Source organism: Streptomyces sp. NPDC048192, from assembly GCF_043202415.1.
In the GTDB taxonomy this organism is placed as follows: domain Bacteria; phylum Actinomycetota; class Actinomycetes; order Streptomycetales; family Streptomycetaceae; genus Streptomyces.
The window spans coordinates 175077-190124 of record NZ_JBIDAL010000004.1; the positions used below are offsets into that span (position 1 = coordinate 175077).

Sequence of the window (15048 nt, forward strand, 5' to 3'; positions counted from 1 at the left end):
TGGGCCTCGGGTCACACGATTCGCGCGCCTGTTGAAGGTGGTGCGGAAGCAGGCCGGCAACGGCACACTTCGGGGCCGCCGTAGTCGTTGCCGCTGGTCGAGCGGGGGCTGATGGTCGGGATCATTTTCGCACCAACTTGGCGATGCGGCAGTTGGTTTCGCTGTTCGGCCGCTCCCCTTCCACGGGGTGCCCGATCGTCCAGCGGCTGGAGCCGCGGTTCGCGCTCGCCCCTGTCTCCCGTCCGGCCGACGTCGGCGCTTGTCTCAACTGCGGGATGGCGGTGCCGCACCGCGAACGCCCTTCTGCTGGCTCGTCGTCGACCTGTGATGAGGGCTGTCAGTCGGCGACGTCCCCGTGTAGGGAGAAGGACGAGTGGTGTACTACGTACCCTACAGCGACGTGTACGACTCCGTAGTGGCGTGAGCAACTGAATCGATCACGGGCATCGGGAAGTCCGGGGACTCGAAGAGGGAGAGGCATGAACGTGCGAGGCGAGTTCAGCCCCCGCGCCTCGGGTCGGGACCCCGGCTGGATCGACCGCACCGACCCGGCGGACCAGTGGATGCTCGACCCTGTCAGCGGCGAGTGGCGGCTGCGGCTCCCGGATGAGGGGACGCCCGACGGACGGTGGCCTGCGGGGGACTCCATCGAGCCTGTGGCTTCCGCCGGCGGCGTGGCAGCCCATTCGCGTTCGAAGCCCACAGCCCACGCACGAGGTGAGCGCCACGGCGGCGCAGGTCAGGGCAGGCGTGCTCGTCGGCGCAACTCCAGCCGTGGTACGAGTCGCTGGTTCATCGGATCCTTGTGCTTCCTGGCTCTGGGCGGCAGCGTCAGCGGATACATCCTGCTCAACGGCGGCGGTAAGGGGGGCGCCACGCATGCAGCCGCGTCCGCTACGGCTGCGGCGACTTGTACCCCCTCAGTTCACCCCTCCGGTTCCACTCTCCGGCGCCGGGCCGGCAGTGCCTCGGCCACTGTGCTCCACGGGGCCAAGGCCAAGCCGATCGATGTTCGCGTCACCGTGCTCAACGGTAGCGGTACAAGTGGACAGGCCCAGGCGGTGCTGAATTGGATGCAGAACGACGAGGGCTTCCTGCGGACCAGCAACGGCGGTCCCACCACCGTCACCGCAACCACCACCCTCGTCTATGCCCCCAACCACGCGGACCAGGCCCGCACCCTCGCCGCAGCGATGAGGTTGCCCGTCTCGGCCCTACACGGCACGGGCACGGGCACGGGCAGAAGAGACCCCATGGTCCTTACTCTGGGCCGGGACTTCGAAGGCGCGGGCAAACCGCCGGCGGCACCGCCCACGGGCGCGGGCCGGCCCTCGCCACCATGCCGAAGCTGATCGAGGTGAACGGTTGCCCTCGGACGCGCGAGGGCCACAGCAGCAGGCATCCCTCAACCAGCCGCGACCAAGGCGGAGAGTCATCGATCTGCAAGCCGTTGACCGGCACGCACACTACGTCATGGCCGTAAAACGGAACGTTCGCTGAGGGTGCACCCCAGTCGCGAACCGGCGCCGCCCCCACGCCATCGCCACCTGGCGCAGCCCCGTCAACGACGCCCTCCGCCTCGCCGGGAGCAAACATCGCCGCCAGCCTGCGCCACAACACCCGCGACGCCACGAGGTCGCGCGCTCCTCATCAACAGTCGATGAGCGAGCCGGCGAACTATTCCCCATGAAGCACGCTAACTAAGGGCACTCCAGCCGTGCATCAGATGCTAAGGGCGGCCGAAGGTCACATGCCCTAAACACCCGTGTAGAAGGTGTGGTTGACGTGGGCTCAGTTGTTCTGTCAAGATCACTCGGCATCGAACACGACGTTCGAATATATGTCAGGCATTTCGAGACACTTTCGGACAACGATGCCGATGAGTGGTCTTCGACAGGTGGTCAGGTCGCGTGCGGTGACTCGTCTTGGGCGACCGGGCGGGCTCCTGGCGCTTTCGACAGCACGCGACGCGCTCCGCCTCTCGTCGACATGGATCGGTAAAAGAACATCACAGAAGAAGGGCGTACTTCATGCAGCTCAAGACAATGGCTGTCGGTATATCTGCTCTCAGCGTGGCGGCGCTGGCCTTCGCCACTTCGCCGGCAGCAGCCAGCGGCACCCAGTCCTCCGGTAACACCGTAACCGGACGGTGCAGCCTCTATTCGGGCAGTCAGCCGTTCTGCCTCTACTACTACAACACTGGAACCGGGGCTAAGTGGGGAGGGGAAGGAAGTTGGTCGAATCTGTCTGGTCAGACCTTCTTCTCCGGCACGGGAACCGGCTCCGGGCAGGCGGTGAAGAACAACGCCACGGCCGGAGAGTCCGAGTACTGGGAGAACGGCGGCGGAACGGTGTGGTACAACTCCGGCTACTCCGGAAACCACGACTGGATCTATGACGGCCAGGGCGGCCCGCTTCACTACACCTACAACGAAGATGCCGCTGTCGAGGTCGGCATCTTCAAGTAGAACGAGTCACCCCAGCGATGAGGATTTGATCGGCCCTCAACGCAGTGGATTCTCTCGTAGAGAAAGCAATTGGCCTGTTGTCGGTCTCTGTTCGTCGGCGCCGAGACCGACAACGCGGCCACTAGTTCAAGGTAGTAGATGAAGATTTCGCGTATGAATTTGGCAGGTCAGGCAGCGATCGCCCTCGCGATTCTCCTCGGCACGACGGCGTGCGCGGAATCCACGCCCAAGGCCGGCCAGGCATCAGGGGCCCCGAAGCCTGCAATCTCCACAATTCCTGGAGTATCGACCGTCTCCAAAATCACGGACACTGTCGGTCTGACCCTGCCCATCGACGCCTACCTGATGCAGAGCAGCGATGTGGACCAAGAGGAGAATGCTCTGACGATCCTCGAAGAACGCTGCATGAAGAAATATGGGTTCGATTTGACGCTGCCTCCACTACTGAACCCTGACAATTCAGGAACAAATTCTCGGCGCTACGGCACACCGGCATCACTGCGCATAGCCCAGCAATACGGCTTCCACATGACTCAGAATGATCCGAGGTCGATGCCCAAGCATCGGGGGCGACGTCTGTCGGACGCCGAAAAATCCGTGCTGATAGGCGCTACTTCCCGAGGCACCCTCAAACATTTCGACGGTGCTTCGGTTCCACAAGGCGGTTGTGCCGGCCAGGCGAATCGAGCGATCGCTGGAGCCGACAAACACGTTGGGCAGCCGAACCTGCCCGCCAGTATTCAGGCCTCTTCGTTCCAGATCAGCCAGCAAGATCCAAGGGTTATTGCAGCCCAAGGCAAATGGTCACAGTGCATGCGCGCACAAGGTTATCAGTACAACACCACGTTCGACGCAATCGGTGACGCACGATGGGGCTCGGCCTATGCGACGTCTCAGGAGATCGCTACGGCTACTGCGTCCTGGCATTGTGCGCAGAAGGCGAATCTGGTAGGTATCTGGACGGCAGTAGAGACGGCGTATCAGAACCAACAGATCGACGCACACGCGGAAGAGCTCAAGCAGACCCAAGTGGATTTGCACAATCAGATGCAACACGTCGCACAGATCGTGGGTGCCGCCGCGTCGCCCGCACCCTAGGGGGTACTCCGGTTCTCCGTGGCCGCTACTCCATGATGCTTCCTGATTGATCTACGCTGTGCGGCTCACCAATGACTGAGATCTCGTTCGAATAGCACATCCGCGCTCCGATAGGTGTGGCCACAAGCAAACAAGCGAGGACAAGATGACGAAACTGGCCGAAGGAGCGGAGAGCCAGAACATAGATGATGAGCTACCAAGCATGCATGGCTTGCGCATACCCGACACTGCCGAACCGCAGGTGCACCAAGAAATAGCGACTCCGATGCCCCCGTCGAACTTGACGAGACGGCGACGGAGGGTCGTGGCACTGGCCTGCGCTGCGCTCCTCGTGGCTGGTGGGGGTCTTGGGGGCGCCATGCTTGTCAAGTCGCCCGCCCAGGTGGCAGCAGACGCGAAGGCCCCCAAAGCCGGTGTGATCACTGCACCCGTGGCATCGCAGGTCCTGGCGAACACCGTCGTGTTGCGAGGAGATTTCTCCGACGGTAAGCAAGTCTCAGTGACGCCCACATCGGTTGCTGCCACGGCATCCGAATCAGGCGGAACGAATCCCGGAGGCACCTCAATGGTCGTCACCCGGGTGCTACTCCATCAAGGCGACAGCGTATCGGCAGCGCAACCCATCGCTGAGGTTTCCGGTCGGCCCATATACGTACTCCCGGGAGCCGTACCTACTTACAGAGACATGGTGCCGGGCGAGTCTGGTGCTGATATTGCGCAGCTGCAGAGGGCGCTGCGGGGGCTTGGATGCTACAGCGGTGGTGACACCACAGGGTATTTCGGTTCGGCGACCAAGACTGCCGTCGCCCGCCTGTACCGTTCGATGAACTACCCTGCGCCCATCACCGGAGCTCAGACTCAACAGGCCGTGCAGCAGGCCAAGCAAGCCCTCGACCAGCAAGAACAACTGGTGCAGCGGCTGCGCCAAGGGGGCGGGGGGCCTCTGCCGTCTCCTGCGTCAGCGAGCACTGCTTCACCCGCGGCTTCGGCTGGGGGAACAGCAAATCCCGGAGGCAGCCCGTCACCTGACGGGCATTCAGGGATGCCCACCGGTTCCGGCGCATCAGAACAACAGCAGTTGCCTCAAGCGCAGCAACAACTCCAGCAGGATCAGACGGCCTACAACCAGGCAGTTGCTCAAGACGGAGTTATGGTGCCGGCGTCCGAGATGGCATTCGTACCCTCACTCCCGGCGCGCATCACAGCACTTCCGGTGGCCACGGGCGACAAGGTCAACGGTGCGGTCGTGTCCCTGTCGACAGGGGGACTCAAGCTCACTGGGTACCTCGATCCGAGTCAGGGCTCACTGGTGAAACCTGGCATGCGGGCCAACATCACTTCTGAGTCGTTGGGGCTGAGCGCATCCGGCACTGTGGCGTCCGTTGGTTCGTTGATCACCCCTGGTGACAAGCATAATGACGGCCAGGTTTCTACTGGTTCGGGTGACCAGTCCGACCAGAGTGCCGGCGCAGCGGTCAACGACGGTAATCCGTATCGTCCGCTGGTGGTCACGGCCAAGGCCTGGGACAAGCGTCTGGACGGCCAGAACGTGAGGATCACGATCACGGCGGCGGCTACGTCCGCACCGGTACTGACGGTGCCGGAAGCAGCGATCGATTCCGGTGCAGACACCAAGGCCACCGTGACTGTCGTTGCATCTGACGGTACCCAGCACACGGTTCAGGTCACGGCCGGCGTCTCCGCCAACGGAGATGTCGAAGTGGAGCCTGTCTCAACTGGGGCACTCCGCGCAGGTGACCGAGTGGTGATCGGCCAGTGACCGAGGGAACGCACTCAAGGCGGGACCATGCAGACGGTGGAGTAGCTCTTGATGATGCCGTGGAGCCCGTTATCAGGCTTACCGGCGTAGCCAAGACATATCCTGGTCCAGTTTCCGTCCATGCCCTGCACACCACCGACCTCACCGTGCGCCAGGGCGATTTCCTCGCCATCGTGGGGCCGTCCGGTTCGGGTAAGTCCACCTTGCTCAATCTCCTTGGACTGCTCGATCGTCCAACCCAAGGCACTTACAAGCTGGGGGGCATCGACGTAGCCCGGCTCAAGGAGAGAGATCGAACGGCCCTGCGGGGCCGGAAAATCGGCTTCGTCTTCCAGTCATTCCATCTCCTCCCCTATCACACTGCGACAGAGAATGTGGCACTCTCTCAGCTTTATGTAAGCCGAGATCGACGTGCTCGTCAGGCTCGCGCCGCTGAAGCACTGCGCCGAGTGGGGCTCGGTCATCGATTGGATGCACTACCGCCCACTCTCTCCGGCGGCGAGCGGCAGCGGGTTGCAATAGCACGGGCTTTGACGAATCGTCCCGACGTGTTGCTATGTGACGAGCCGACAGGGAACCTGGACAGCGGAACCTCGGCTGAGGTCATGGAACTGTTCGAGCGCCTGCATTCCGAGGGTTTTACGGTCATCATCATCACCCATGATCCCGGCGTTGCCGCACGCGCCAAGCGTATCGTTACGATGCGTGACGGTCGGCTTATAGACGAAGGTCCGGTGGAACAATGAGTCGGATATTTCGCCGCCGTCAACGGGACGCTGTTGAGCCATCGTTCCTGCTGTTCCGGGATCTCCTCTCAGAAGCCTTGACCGGAATCCTTCAGCGTCCGGGAAGATCTGCACTTACCACGCTCGGGACCATCCTCGGAGTGGGATCATTTGTAGCGGTCCTCGGCCTGACATCTACCGCTACGGGGCAGATCGGCAAATCGTTCAGTGTGCTTCAGGCCACAACTGTAACTGTGAACGACACGACACAAGCAGGCGGTACCGGCGCCGTTGACTTCCCCGCTGATGCCGATCAGCGCGTTGAGTCTCTTAACGGGGTCACTGCCGCCGGAGTCTGGTGGAGCGTCCCTCTAAGAACCCCCGTGGTCGCCACGAGCCCGATTGCTTCCGGTTCCAGCGTCTCCCGAATCAGCGTGTTCGCAGCCTCGCCGGGAGCCCTCAATGCCATGGAGCCTACACTCGAAGCCGGCAAGCTGTACGGCCGCTTTCATCAAAGACGGGGTGAACGCGTATGTGTTCTTGGCGCGGGTGCAGCTCGGCTTTTGGGAGTAAGTCGCGTCGACAACACACCTGTCGTGTTCATCAATAACATCGCGTATACGGTTCTGGGAATTTTTTCCGACGTTCAGCGGCTTCCTCAAATGCTTGTCGGTGTTGTCATCCCCTCGTCCACCGCATTGAAAGCATATGGACCGCCGACAGACAATCCTGCGCAAATGGTCATCCATACGCATCTCGGCGCCGCTCAGCTGATCGCCCACCAGGCTCCCCTCGCGTTGCGTCCAGAGAATCCTGGACTTCTCAAGGCCGTTCCGCCGCCGAACCCTCATACGCTCAGGGACGCCGTAGACACCTCCCTTTCTGGGTTGTTCCTGCTCCTGGCTGCGATCTCCTTGGTGATCGGTGCAGTTGGTATCGCCAACACAACACTTGTTGCCATCCTGGAGAGAACTGGAGAGATTGGTCTGCGTCGCTCTCTGGGCGCTCGGCCACGCCACATCGCGGCGCAGTTCCTGACCGAGTCCGCCACCCTGGGCACCCTGGGTGGCCTGCTCGGTACGAGTATCGGTGTCTCGACAGTCGTCCTGGTCGCTGTGATCGAAAATTGGACTGCCGTACTCAACCCTCTCTATGTCATGCCGGCCCCCCTGATGGGGAGCGTCGTTGGACTCCTTGCAGGTCTTTACCCTGCCCTTCGCGCCGCCCGCATCGAGCCACTGGAAGCTTTGCGGAGACACTGATTCCTTCTCCGATCCGCCGCTGCACTGCCGGCGTATGCCTTCATCGCTCGGCGGTCGTGAAGCGAGCCCGGCCATCGCCGGTCTCGGCCAGGACCGGGGCCCCGGTGGGAGCCCAGGTCCGGAGGGCTGGAGACAGGCGAAGGGGGGACGGACCGTCGACGCGGGCTGAAGCGTCTGCGCCACCCCTTGAGGGGACGACGGCCAGTTCATCGGGGCGCACGAGACGCGTGATATGCCCCGGTACGCGCTATTCGCGTCAGCAGGGGTGCGACCCGCGATCGGAAGGAAGGGCGTCCATGCCGCGCCGCGACATTCGGCGGGTGTGCAATGCGAATCTGCGACTTGACGCAGGTGTGGTCGAGGTCGAAGAGGTCTGTGGGGCGTTGCCGAGAGCCGGTTCGTTGGGGCGGCGCCGGGGTCTGCAGGCGGAGCAGGCACGGGCCGCCGCCCATCACGCCGCCGTCCCGGCCGTGCCGACCGGGACTCCGCTCTCACGCCTTGCGGTGGAACGCTCATGCCGGGGACGGCGACGGGCTTTGACGGAACGTGGTGCCGCGTGGATCATCGTCGGGTACGGAAGGGATGATCACTCAGGTGGGGCGGGAACTGACGGGACTCAGGGGAGTTCACGCGCCTTCCCATGAGATCCCTCACCTGTGAAATGTGTGAACGGCTGTGCTACTTCGGCCGCGGCTTTGTTAGATTGCGCAATCACGCAGCTATGGCGAAGCCCGGCTTCGCCTGTTTGCACATTGCCGCGTATGCCCGGCCGTACCCCCGACGGCCCGGTCTGACGGGCCCGACCGTTCATGGGAGTGCAAGATGAGCGAGCCCTGGGAGGGCCGGGGCGGTCAGGCCACGCGTGGCCGTGCCGCCCAGGTGCCGGGACAGCGTGCGGCCGAAACGGAGGGCACGCGCCCGCCGAGCGGGCGCGCCGCATCCCGGGCGGCCTCCCGGTCGCGGAGCAAGACCCGGTCGCGGCGCCGGGCGCGGCCGACGGGACGGGGCAGGCGGGCACTAAAAACGGTCACGATCACCCTGTCGGTCCTCGTCTTGGTCCTTGCGGGCGGGGGCTGGTGGTTCTACGAACACCTGAACGGCAACATCCACAGCGTCTCGCTCGACGGCAAGGGCGGCACTGAGAAGGCGGACGCCTTCGGCCGTACCCCGATCAACGTCTTGGTGATGGGCTCCGACGCCCGTACCAGCGCGGCGGACTGCAAGCTGGGAGGGGCCTGCGAGCAGGGCGGCGGGGAGCGGGCTGACGTGGAGATGGTGGTGCACATATCCGCCGACCGCTCCAATGCGACGGTGATGAGCATTCCGCGCGACCTGGTCACGAGCTTGCCGGCCTGCACCGACAAGGAGACCGGTCGGAGCGTCGGCGCCCGCACCGACATGATCAACGAAGCCCTGTCCTACGGTCCTGCCTGCCAGGTGGCCGCCGTGCACCACCTCACCAACATTCCGATCGACCACTTCATGAAGGTCGACTTCGCCGGCGTCGTCTCGATATCGGACGCTGTGGGCGGCGTGGGCGTCTGCGTGGACAAGAACATCTACGACCCGTCGTCCCACCTGAAGCTGTCGGCAGGCTCGCACACCCTCAAGGGTGTCGCCGCCCTGGAATTCCTCCGTACCCGGCACGGCTTCACCGGTGGCAGTGACAACGTCGGCCGCACCAGCGGGCAGCATGCCTTCCTCGGTGCGGCGATGGCGAAGTTGAAGAGTGCGGGCACACTCGCCGATCCCACCACGGTCTATGGCCTGGCGGACGCAGCCACCAAGGCGCTGACCGTGGACGACGGCCTGGGCAGCGTGAAGAAGCTGATCTCGCTCGCGTCGGACATGAACAAGGTGCCGAGCAAACGGATCACCTTCGTCACCATGCAGAACGTCGCCGATCCGGCCAACCGGGCGCATGTTGTCCAGGGCCCGGGCGCGGCAGCCCTGTTCCAGACCATCGCCGACGATCAGTCGCTGACCACTGCCACCGGCAAGAAATCCGCCGGCTCTTCGGCGGCCTCCTCGACGCAGCCTGTCGACAAAGGCTCCGTCGCCGTCGACGTCGAGAACGGCACAAGCACCGCCAGCCGGGCAAGCGCGATCCTGCAGGAACTGACCCGCGCCGGATTCAGCTCCGCCTCCACCGCGGGCAACGCAAGCACACCGGCCACGACAACCACGCTGGCCTATCCGCAAGGCAAGTCCGCTCAGGCCAAGGCCGTGGCCTCGGCGCTGGGTCTTCCGGCCTCCCACGTGAAGCAGAGCAGTGGCAATCAGATCGTCCTCCTGATCGGCAGCGACTGGACGACCGGCACGACCTACCCGGGCGGCCACCCCTCCTCGGCTCCGGCCGACACCCAGAAGGCGCTGTCGGGTGCGCTGGAGCGGAACGGCGGAGACTCGACGTGCGTCCATGTGAGCACCGACCGCACCATAAGCGTGACCGCCGACGGCAAACCCACCACGGCCGTGACCAAATGGGGTGTCACCCCCACCACGGCGTACGCCCGCAGCCCCGAAGTGAAGGACTCAGCGCCTTAGTACTCCAGCAGCGGTTCGCCATCTGGCCTGGTCAGAGGCGTCGTCTGGAGTGTAGTCGGCTGATGTCGGGCCGGGGGCGGTCTTGCCGGATGGCCCCTCCAACGAGTGGACTCGTCGCCGGCAGTGGCAGTGACGGGCGGATGTCGGCAGGGACAGGTGTGGTGCGGCGTTGCGTGACCGCGACGACACCGAGGGCGTACACATCGGCTCTGCCGTCGAACCCGCCTGTCTGGAAGGCCCGTTCGGGCGCCATGTACGCGGGAGTGCCGGTGGTGACTGTCGACCCCGACGCGTCGGCCAGTTGCTTCGCGCTGCCGAGCTCCGCGACAAGTACGGCGGCAGGCGTGCGGCCGGCGTCGAGCAGGAGGTTCGACGGCTTGATGTCGCGGTGGACGACGCCCGCGTCATGGAGCACCTGAACCACGATCTCCAGCCACGTGTCGTGCGCGTTCACGACGTCGGCGTCCAGGACGACCGGCCGTACTTCGTCATGGACTACGTCCGAGGCCTGTCGTACATCGGCGTTCGACGCCCAGTTGTCGGCCAGCAGGGCTGCCCGACCGAACCTTCCGGACCGTGGCATCGAAGGTAGCCGCGGCCTCCACATGGCCCTCCTCATCGGGGGGTGCGGGTCGGCGACGCTCGTTCGGGCGGCGGTGATGTGTGCGCCGACCGTCGTATGGAACCGGTCAATGGCGCGGATTCGTCATCCGGCATGGGCAGACACGGGCCGACGGCCGCCGCGTAGGGTTTCCCACCGGACTGTCAGTCTGAAATGCACGGGGGGAGATCGCGTGGGGACGACCGGGACGGCCTCGGTGAGCGGGGCGGCCGCAGCCGGTCCGGCGGGAGCGGCGCGCCGCCGTGTGCCGGGTTCCCTGGCGTGGGCCGTGCTGCTTCCGCTCGCGACGGTGCTGAGCGCGCTCGTCGGTGTGTACCTGTGGATGTGGCTGGGCGTCGTTCTGATGCTCGCCGCATCCGCCACGGTCGCCATCGTGGCCGGCGGCGTGTGGAACCGGGCGGGCGCCGCGCTCCTCGCGACCGCCACCACCATGGCGCTCGGACTGTTCGCGGGGCCCACCCTGCACGAGGCGTACGTCAAGCAGTTCGGCGAGCGGGTCGACGCCCTGGTGGTCGACACCGCCAAGCACGTCAACGGCAAGGGCACCGAGCTGTGGGTCTGCCGGGTCGTCGACACCACGGGCACGGTGCAGGACCTGGCGGACGTCCAGAACTGTCACGGCCAGTTCCGGCGCAAGCAGCAGGTCATCCTGTTCAAGGACCCGCTCGGCGGCCTCAAGCCCTGGATCGAGGCCACGGACGACCGCGGCCTGGACACGCTCAGTCTGTCCGCGACCGGCGGCCTGTTCGCCGTCACCACCGCGACGCTGCTCCACGCCGGGACGCGGCGGCGCTCGGACGCGGACATGGACGCCAGGAAGCGCCGCAAGTACGGACCTCCCCGGCGCTCCGCGGAGTAAGCCGCCGGACCTGCACAGCGTGGCCGGCAACCATCACACCACCGAGGACGGCACAGTCATGATCACACTCACCAAGGAAGACGGCCCCGCGGACCTCGACGGGGTCACCCACCTCTCCATCGGCGTGTCCTGGGACCCCACGGCGGGCACCAGCGGCGGAGTGCTCGGCAAGCTGCGCCGCAAGCAGGGCACCGACCTGGACCTGATCGCCATCGCCATGCAGGGAACGGACCCGGTGCGCCTGGCGGGACTCGACTCGCTCGACCCCATGGGCAACGGGTCGCTGGTCCACAGCGGCGACAACCAGACCGGCCACGGCGACGGTGACGACGAGACGGTGACCGTCGAGTTCGCCCGCCTCCCGGCCCACATCACGTCGATCGTGTTCGTGGCCGCCGCGTTCAAGAAGGGCAGTTCCTTCCAGAAGGCACGGAACATCAGCTTCAAGGTCTACGACGCGACCGGCGGAAGCTCGCAGCAGGTGGCCGACATCTGGCCCAGCCTGCTCACGCAGGACAACGGCTGCGCCGTGGCCAAGGCGATACGGGCCGGCGGCAGCTGGAAGCTGGAGGTGATCAACGTGACGGGGAAGATCAAGCAGGGTGACGAGCACTCCCTGATGCGTTTCGCCGTCAGCAAGTAGCGCACCGCTGGTACCGCGTTCCCCGCACCGCGTTCCTCGTACCGCGTTCCTCGTCACGTGAAGCGCCCCGGAGATGTGACTCCGGGGCGCTTCGCGTCCTCAACGGCCGCTGTACGGCCCTGTATTCGGCCTGTTCAGCGCGGCCGGTGGTGTCGGTGGACTCCCGCCTGCTCCGCGAGGTGGCCCGTGCCGCCGAGGACGATCACCTGGAAGGCCGCGCGGGCGTAGGCGGTCACGAAGCGGGAGATTCTGCGGGCGTTGCGCATGGTGGGTCACCTGCCTGCTCGGATCCGGGGGCTGGTCATGGGAGGGGCGCCGAGCCGTCACCACTGGACGGCGTCGTCCATCGACTGCTGCCAGTACGTGACCTTGAGCGAGTCGTCGACGTAGACGCCCTTCGCGGGCAGCGAGGGGTGAGCGCCCGTGCCGACGCTCTCGTTGCCGGAAGGGCCGTGGAAATAGACCGTCAGCGACTTCACGGTGTGGCCGTTCGTGCCGCTGCCGTCCGTGGCGGACAGGTTCACGGAGGCGTAGCCGGACTCGCCCGGGCCGAGCGCGACGACTGCCTGCGGCTGCGAGGCCTCGATGACCGGAGGCACCGCCTGCGCCTCGCCGAAGCGAACGGCCGGGTAGCCGTAGAGGTAGCAGGGGACACTCCCGGTGTTGGTCACGGTGAGCAGCATGTGGTTCACCGGGCGGTTCAGTGGGGCCGCGACCGTCCTGGTGTTGGCCCCCTCGCAGGTGACCGGCTTGCCGGAGGGGACGCGCGCCTTCGGCGAAGACGCGCCCTCGGCGGGCCGTGCCGTGCCGGTGGTGGGCCTGGCCTGCGGGGAGGAGGAGCCGGAGCCGGAAGAAGGGGCGGCGGAAGAGGGCGCGGTGGACGGGGAGTTCGGTGTCGCGGTGGCCCCGGTCGCGGTGGCCGGCTTCGGGCTGTCCGACGCGTGGACGCCTGTTCCGTCCTCGCACGCGGTCAGGGAGAGTGCGGCGAGAACGACGGTCGCCGCGGCGGCGGCGAGACGGGCGCGGGAGGTGCGGAGGCTGGACATGCGGCTTGCCCCTTCGGTGTTCGGGCTGCGGTGGTGATTGGATGACCGAAGCTTGTGAGGTGATCCGTCCCAGTCGCCACGCACGGCGGGCAGTTGGGGACGCTGGAACGCTGAAACACGCTCTGACCAGGGGGAACACAGTGCGCCTGGAACGCACGGCTGGAACACGAGGGGACGGGGAACGGGGTGTCGGGGACGACTGAGACCGGGGGGACGGAGGCGTTCGCCCGGCTGCTGCGGGAGCTCAAGGACCGCTCGGGACTCAGCTACGGGGCGCTTGCCCGGCGGATGCACATGAGCACGTCGACGCTGCACCGCTACTGCAACGGCACGGCGGTGCCCGTCGAGTACGCACCGGTGGAGCGCCTCGCACGGGTCTGCCGGGCGACGCCGCAGGAGCTGGTGGAGTTGCACCGCCGCTGGATCCTGGCCGACGCGGCACGAGCGCGCGGCGGCAAGGGGCCGGGAAGCAAGGAGGCGGACAAGGACGCGGACCAGGGCACGGGGACCGGTTCGGCTCGGCAGGCCGGCTCCGAGGGCTCCACCGGTTCCGCTGGTGCTGGTGCCGGTGCTGGTCCCGGCGATGCCCTCGACGCCGTGGAGGGCGGCGGCGACAGCGGTGAGCCCGTTGTCGTCGACGTGCCCGGCGCGCTCGCGCCGCCGCAGCGTCCCCGTCCTTCCCGTCGTCGCCGCACGGTACTGATCGCCTGCGTGGCGGTGGCCGCCGTGCTGGGAGCCGTGGTGTTCACCGTGCGCCCGATGCTCGGCGGCGGGAACGGCGCGGAGGACGAGCAGGCGGCCGGTGCCACCGCCCGGGCGACCGGCACGGTGGGCGCCGGGAAGGCGTCCGCCTCGCCGTCCCGGAGCGTGAAGGGACACGAGCCGTCCGCACCGGCCTCCGCGTCCGCCTCCGCCACCGCCTCCGACGGGGCCGGGTCCGCGGCGTCCCAGGGCGGCGGGCAGGGCGGGGCCCGGCGCGCCGACGGCGGGGCCGCCGGTGCCGTACCGCTCACCGTCGGCGTCCGTCCCTACGTCTTCGACGACCCGTGCAGCCAGCACTTCCTCGTCAACAGCGAACCCGAGCAGGTCGGCCCGCCGGCGAACGAGGACCTCGCCCCGCGCTGGGCCGCCGCGTACGGGGCGGTGTCCTCGGGCGAACAGCGGGTCGCCCTCACCGTGCAGGGCACCGGCGAGGAGACCGTGGTCCTGGAGGCGTTGCACGTGCGTGTCCTCACCAAGGGCGCGCCTCTCGCCTGGAACGACTACTCGATGGGCGTCGGCTGCGGCGGCGGTGTCGACACCAAGTCGTTCGACATCGACCTCGACAACGGCAGCCCCACGGTCACCGTCAAGAACGGCCAGCGCGATTTCCCGTACAAGGTCAGCGAGTCCGACCCGGAGGTCTTCTACGTCACCGCGCACACCAAGGCGCACGACGTGCGGTGGGATCTCACCCTGGACTGGTCCAGCGGCAGCCGCCACGGCACCGTCCACATCGACGCCGACGGCACCCCGTTCCGCACCAGCGCCGACGTCAACCGCCCGGGGTACGACTACCCGCTGGGCAGCAGCGAGTGGATCAGACGGGACGGCTGACGAAATCCGGCCGCGGTCGATTTTCGCCGTATCCCGTCGTGAAACGCCAGGTCAGCGGATCGGCGCGGTCGCTGCCGTGTGGATCTGTGCCGACGGCCACACCAAACGGGTCGCGGATGGGCTCATACTGAGTCATGACAAAGCCTGCTGCGCCCAAGCGCCACCTGCCCACGAGCCCCTTCAAGGCGCCGGTCCCGCCGGTCCCCAAGCACTTCGTCGTGGGCGACCAGGTCACGCACGACGTGTACGGCCTCGGCCGCGTGATCGGCATCGAGGACGGCGTCGCGGCGCTCGTGGATTTCGGCTCGGCGCAGATGCGGATCCTGAGCCCGTACGCCAAGATGACCAAGCTGTAGGACCGCTGTGTCCGGTCGGGACACGCCCAGGACCCCTTCGGGGACC

14 protein-coding genes and 1 pseudogene are annotated in these 15048 nt (G+C 66.3%); 12 read left to right on the forward strand and 3 right to left on the reverse strand.

All coding sequences use genetic code 11. The features are described 5' to 3' along the window. Positions 1 to 563 precede the first annotated feature (563 nt). The 8 genes and pseudogenes from ACGFZN_RS09115 (at position 564) to ACGFZN_RS09150 (ending at position 9880) form a co-directional block, all read left to right on the forward strand. Entirely contained in the window at positions 564 to 1352 is a 789-nt protein-coding gene (locus tag ACGFZN_RS09115) for a LytR C-terminal domain-containing protein (protein WP_393858109.1), read from the forward strand. Positions 1353 to 2030: 678 nt separating this feature from the next. Continuing rightward, entirely contained in the window at positions 2031 to 2468 is a 438-nt protein-coding gene (locus ACGFZN_RS09120) for a hypothetical protein (RefSeq protein ID WP_393857828.1), read from the forward strand. A gap of 138 nt (positions 2469 to 2606) precedes the next feature. After that, entirely contained in the window at positions 2607 to 3566 is a 960-nt protein-coding gene (locus ACGFZN_RS09125) for a hypothetical protein (protein WP_393857829.1), read from the forward strand. 685 nt (positions 3567 to 4251) lie between these two features. Beyond that, positions 4252 to 4368, forward strand: a pseudogene (locus tag ACGFZN_RS09130) (peptidoglycan-binding domain-containing protein); the annotation flags it as partial. Positions 4369 to 4608: 240 nt separating this feature from the next. Beyond that, the gene (locus tag ACGFZN_RS09135; protein ID WP_393858122.1) at positions 4609 to 5346 is read left to right on the forward strand and encodes a hypothetical protein; all 738 of its coding nucleotides are present in this window, start codon (positions 4609 to 4611) and stop codon (positions 5344 to 5346) included. A 59-nt stretch (positions 5347 to 5405) separates the two neighbouring features. Continuing rightward, positions 5406 to 6092 (forward strand): ABC transporter ATP-binding protein, encoded by a 687-nt coding sequence (locus tag ACGFZN_RS09140; protein WP_393857830.1) that lies wholly within the window; start codon positions 5406 to 5408, stop codon positions 6090 to 6092. Further along, positions 6089 to 7333: an ABC transporter permease gene (locus ACGFZN_RS09145; RefSeq protein WP_393857831.1), complete on the forward strand. Its 1245-nt coding sequence runs from the start codon at positions 6089 to 6091 to the stop codon at positions 7331 to 7333. The genes ACGFZN_RS09140 and ACGFZN_RS09145 overlap by 4 nt, the downstream gene beginning before the upstream one ends. Before the next feature lie 822 nt (positions 7334 to 8155). Beyond that, positions 8156 to 9880 carry an LCP family protein gene (locus tag ACGFZN_RS09150; RefSeq protein ID WP_393857832.1) on the forward strand — a complete coding sequence of 575 codons (1725 nt, stop codon included), beginning with the start codon at positions 8156 to 8158 and terminating at the stop codon, positions 9878 to 9880. 31 nt (positions 9881 to 9911) lie between these two features. Here the strand turns inward: ACGFZN_RS09150 and ACGFZN_RS09155 are convergent, their stop codons facing one another. After that, complete coding sequence (locus tag ACGFZN_RS09155) at positions 9912 to 10334, reverse strand: protein kinase (protein WP_393857833.1); 423 nt, start codon at positions 10332 to 10334, stop codon at positions 9912 to 9914. A 340-nt stretch (positions 10335 to 10674) separates the two neighbouring features. On the opposite strand from ACGFZN_RS09155, the gene ACGFZN_RS09160 reads away from it, so the two are divergent. Beyond that, the gene (locus ACGFZN_RS09160; protein WP_393857834.1) at positions 10675 to 11361 is read left to right on the forward strand and encodes a hypothetical protein; all 687 of its coding nucleotides are present in this window, start codon (positions 10675 to 10677) and stop codon (positions 11359 to 11361) included. A 58-nt stretch (positions 11362 to 11419) separates the two neighbouring features. Beyond that, complete coding sequence (locus ACGFZN_RS09165) at positions 11420 to 12004, forward strand: TerD family protein (RefSeq protein WP_393857835.1); 585 nt, start codon at positions 11420 to 11422, stop codon at positions 12002 to 12004. A gap of 134 nt (positions 12005 to 12138) precedes the next feature. Here the strand turns inward: ACGFZN_RS09165 and ACGFZN_RS09170 are convergent, their stop codons facing one another. Both ACGFZN_RS09170 and ACGFZN_RS09175 read right to left on the reverse strand, forming a co-directional pair. Next, positions 12139 to 12270 carry a hypothetical protein gene (locus ACGFZN_RS09170; protein WP_393857836.1) on the reverse strand — a complete coding sequence of 44 codons (132 nt, stop codon included), beginning with the start codon at positions 12268 to 12270 and terminating at the stop codon, positions 12139 to 12141. A 57-nt stretch (positions 12271 to 12327) separates the two neighbouring features. Beyond that, entirely contained in the window at positions 12328 to 13050 is a 723-nt protein-coding gene (locus ACGFZN_RS09175; RefSeq protein WP_393857837.1) for a DUF4232 domain-containing protein, read from the reverse strand. A gap of 186 nt (positions 13051 to 13236) precedes the next feature. Here ACGFZN_RS09175 and ACGFZN_RS09180 point away from each other — a divergent pair, with 186 nt between their 5' ends. Both ACGFZN_RS09180 and ACGFZN_RS09185 read left to right on the forward strand, forming a co-directional pair. Further along, positions 13237 to 14646, forward strand: a complete 1410-nt coding sequence (locus tag ACGFZN_RS09180) for a helix-turn-helix domain-containing protein (RefSeq protein WP_393857838.1) — start codon at positions 13237 to 13239, stop codon at positions 14644 to 14646. Positions 14647 to 14780: 134 nt separating this feature from the next. Further along, positions 14781 to 15002 (forward strand): hypothetical protein, encoded by a 222-nt coding sequence (locus ACGFZN_RS09185; RefSeq protein ID WP_393857839.1) that lies wholly within the window; start codon positions 14781 to 14783, stop codon positions 15000 to 15002. Positions 15003 to 15048 lie beyond the last annotated feature (46 nt).

Coding starts and splice junctions, on each gene's coding strand:
- ACGFZN_RS09115 (WP_393858109.1), top strand. CDS start 564: ATGCTCGACCCTGTCAGCGGCGAGTGGCGGCTGCGGCTCCCGGATGAG.
- ACGFZN_RS09120 (WP_393857828.1), top strand. CDS start 2,031: ATGCAGCTCAAGACAATGGCTGTCGGTATATCTGCTCTCAGCGTGGCG.
- ACGFZN_RS09125 (WP_393857829.1), top strand. CDS start 2,607: ATGAAGATTTCGCGTATGAATTTGGCAGGTCAGGCAGCGATCGCCCTC.
- ACGFZN_RS09135 (WP_393858122.1), top strand. CDS start 4,609: ATGCCCACCGGTTCCGGCGCATCAGAACAACAGCAGTTGCCTCAAGCG.
- ACGFZN_RS09145 (WP_393857831.1), top strand. CDS start 6,089: ATGAGTCGGATATTTCGCCGCCGTCAACGGGACGCTGTTGAGCCATCG.
- ACGFZN_RS09150 (WP_393857832.1), top strand. CDS start 8,156: ATGAGCGAGCCCTGGGAGGGCCGGGGCGGTCAGGCCACGCGTGGCCGT.
- ACGFZN_RS09165 (WP_393857835.1), top strand. CDS start 11,420: ATGATCACACTCACCAAGGAAGACGGCCCCGCGGACCTCGACGGGGTC.
- ACGFZN_RS09170 (WP_393857836.1), bottom strand. CDS start 12,270: ATGCGCAACGCCCGCAGAATCTCCCGCTTCGTGACCGCCTACGCCCGC.
- ACGFZN_RS09175 (WP_393857837.1), bottom strand. CDS start 13,050: ATGTCCAGCCTCCGCACCTCCCGCGCCCGTCTCGCCGCCGCCGCGGCG.
- ACGFZN_RS09185 (WP_393857839.1), top strand. CDS start 14,781: ATGACAAAGCCTGCTGCGCCCAAGCGCCACCTGCCCACGAGCCCCTTC.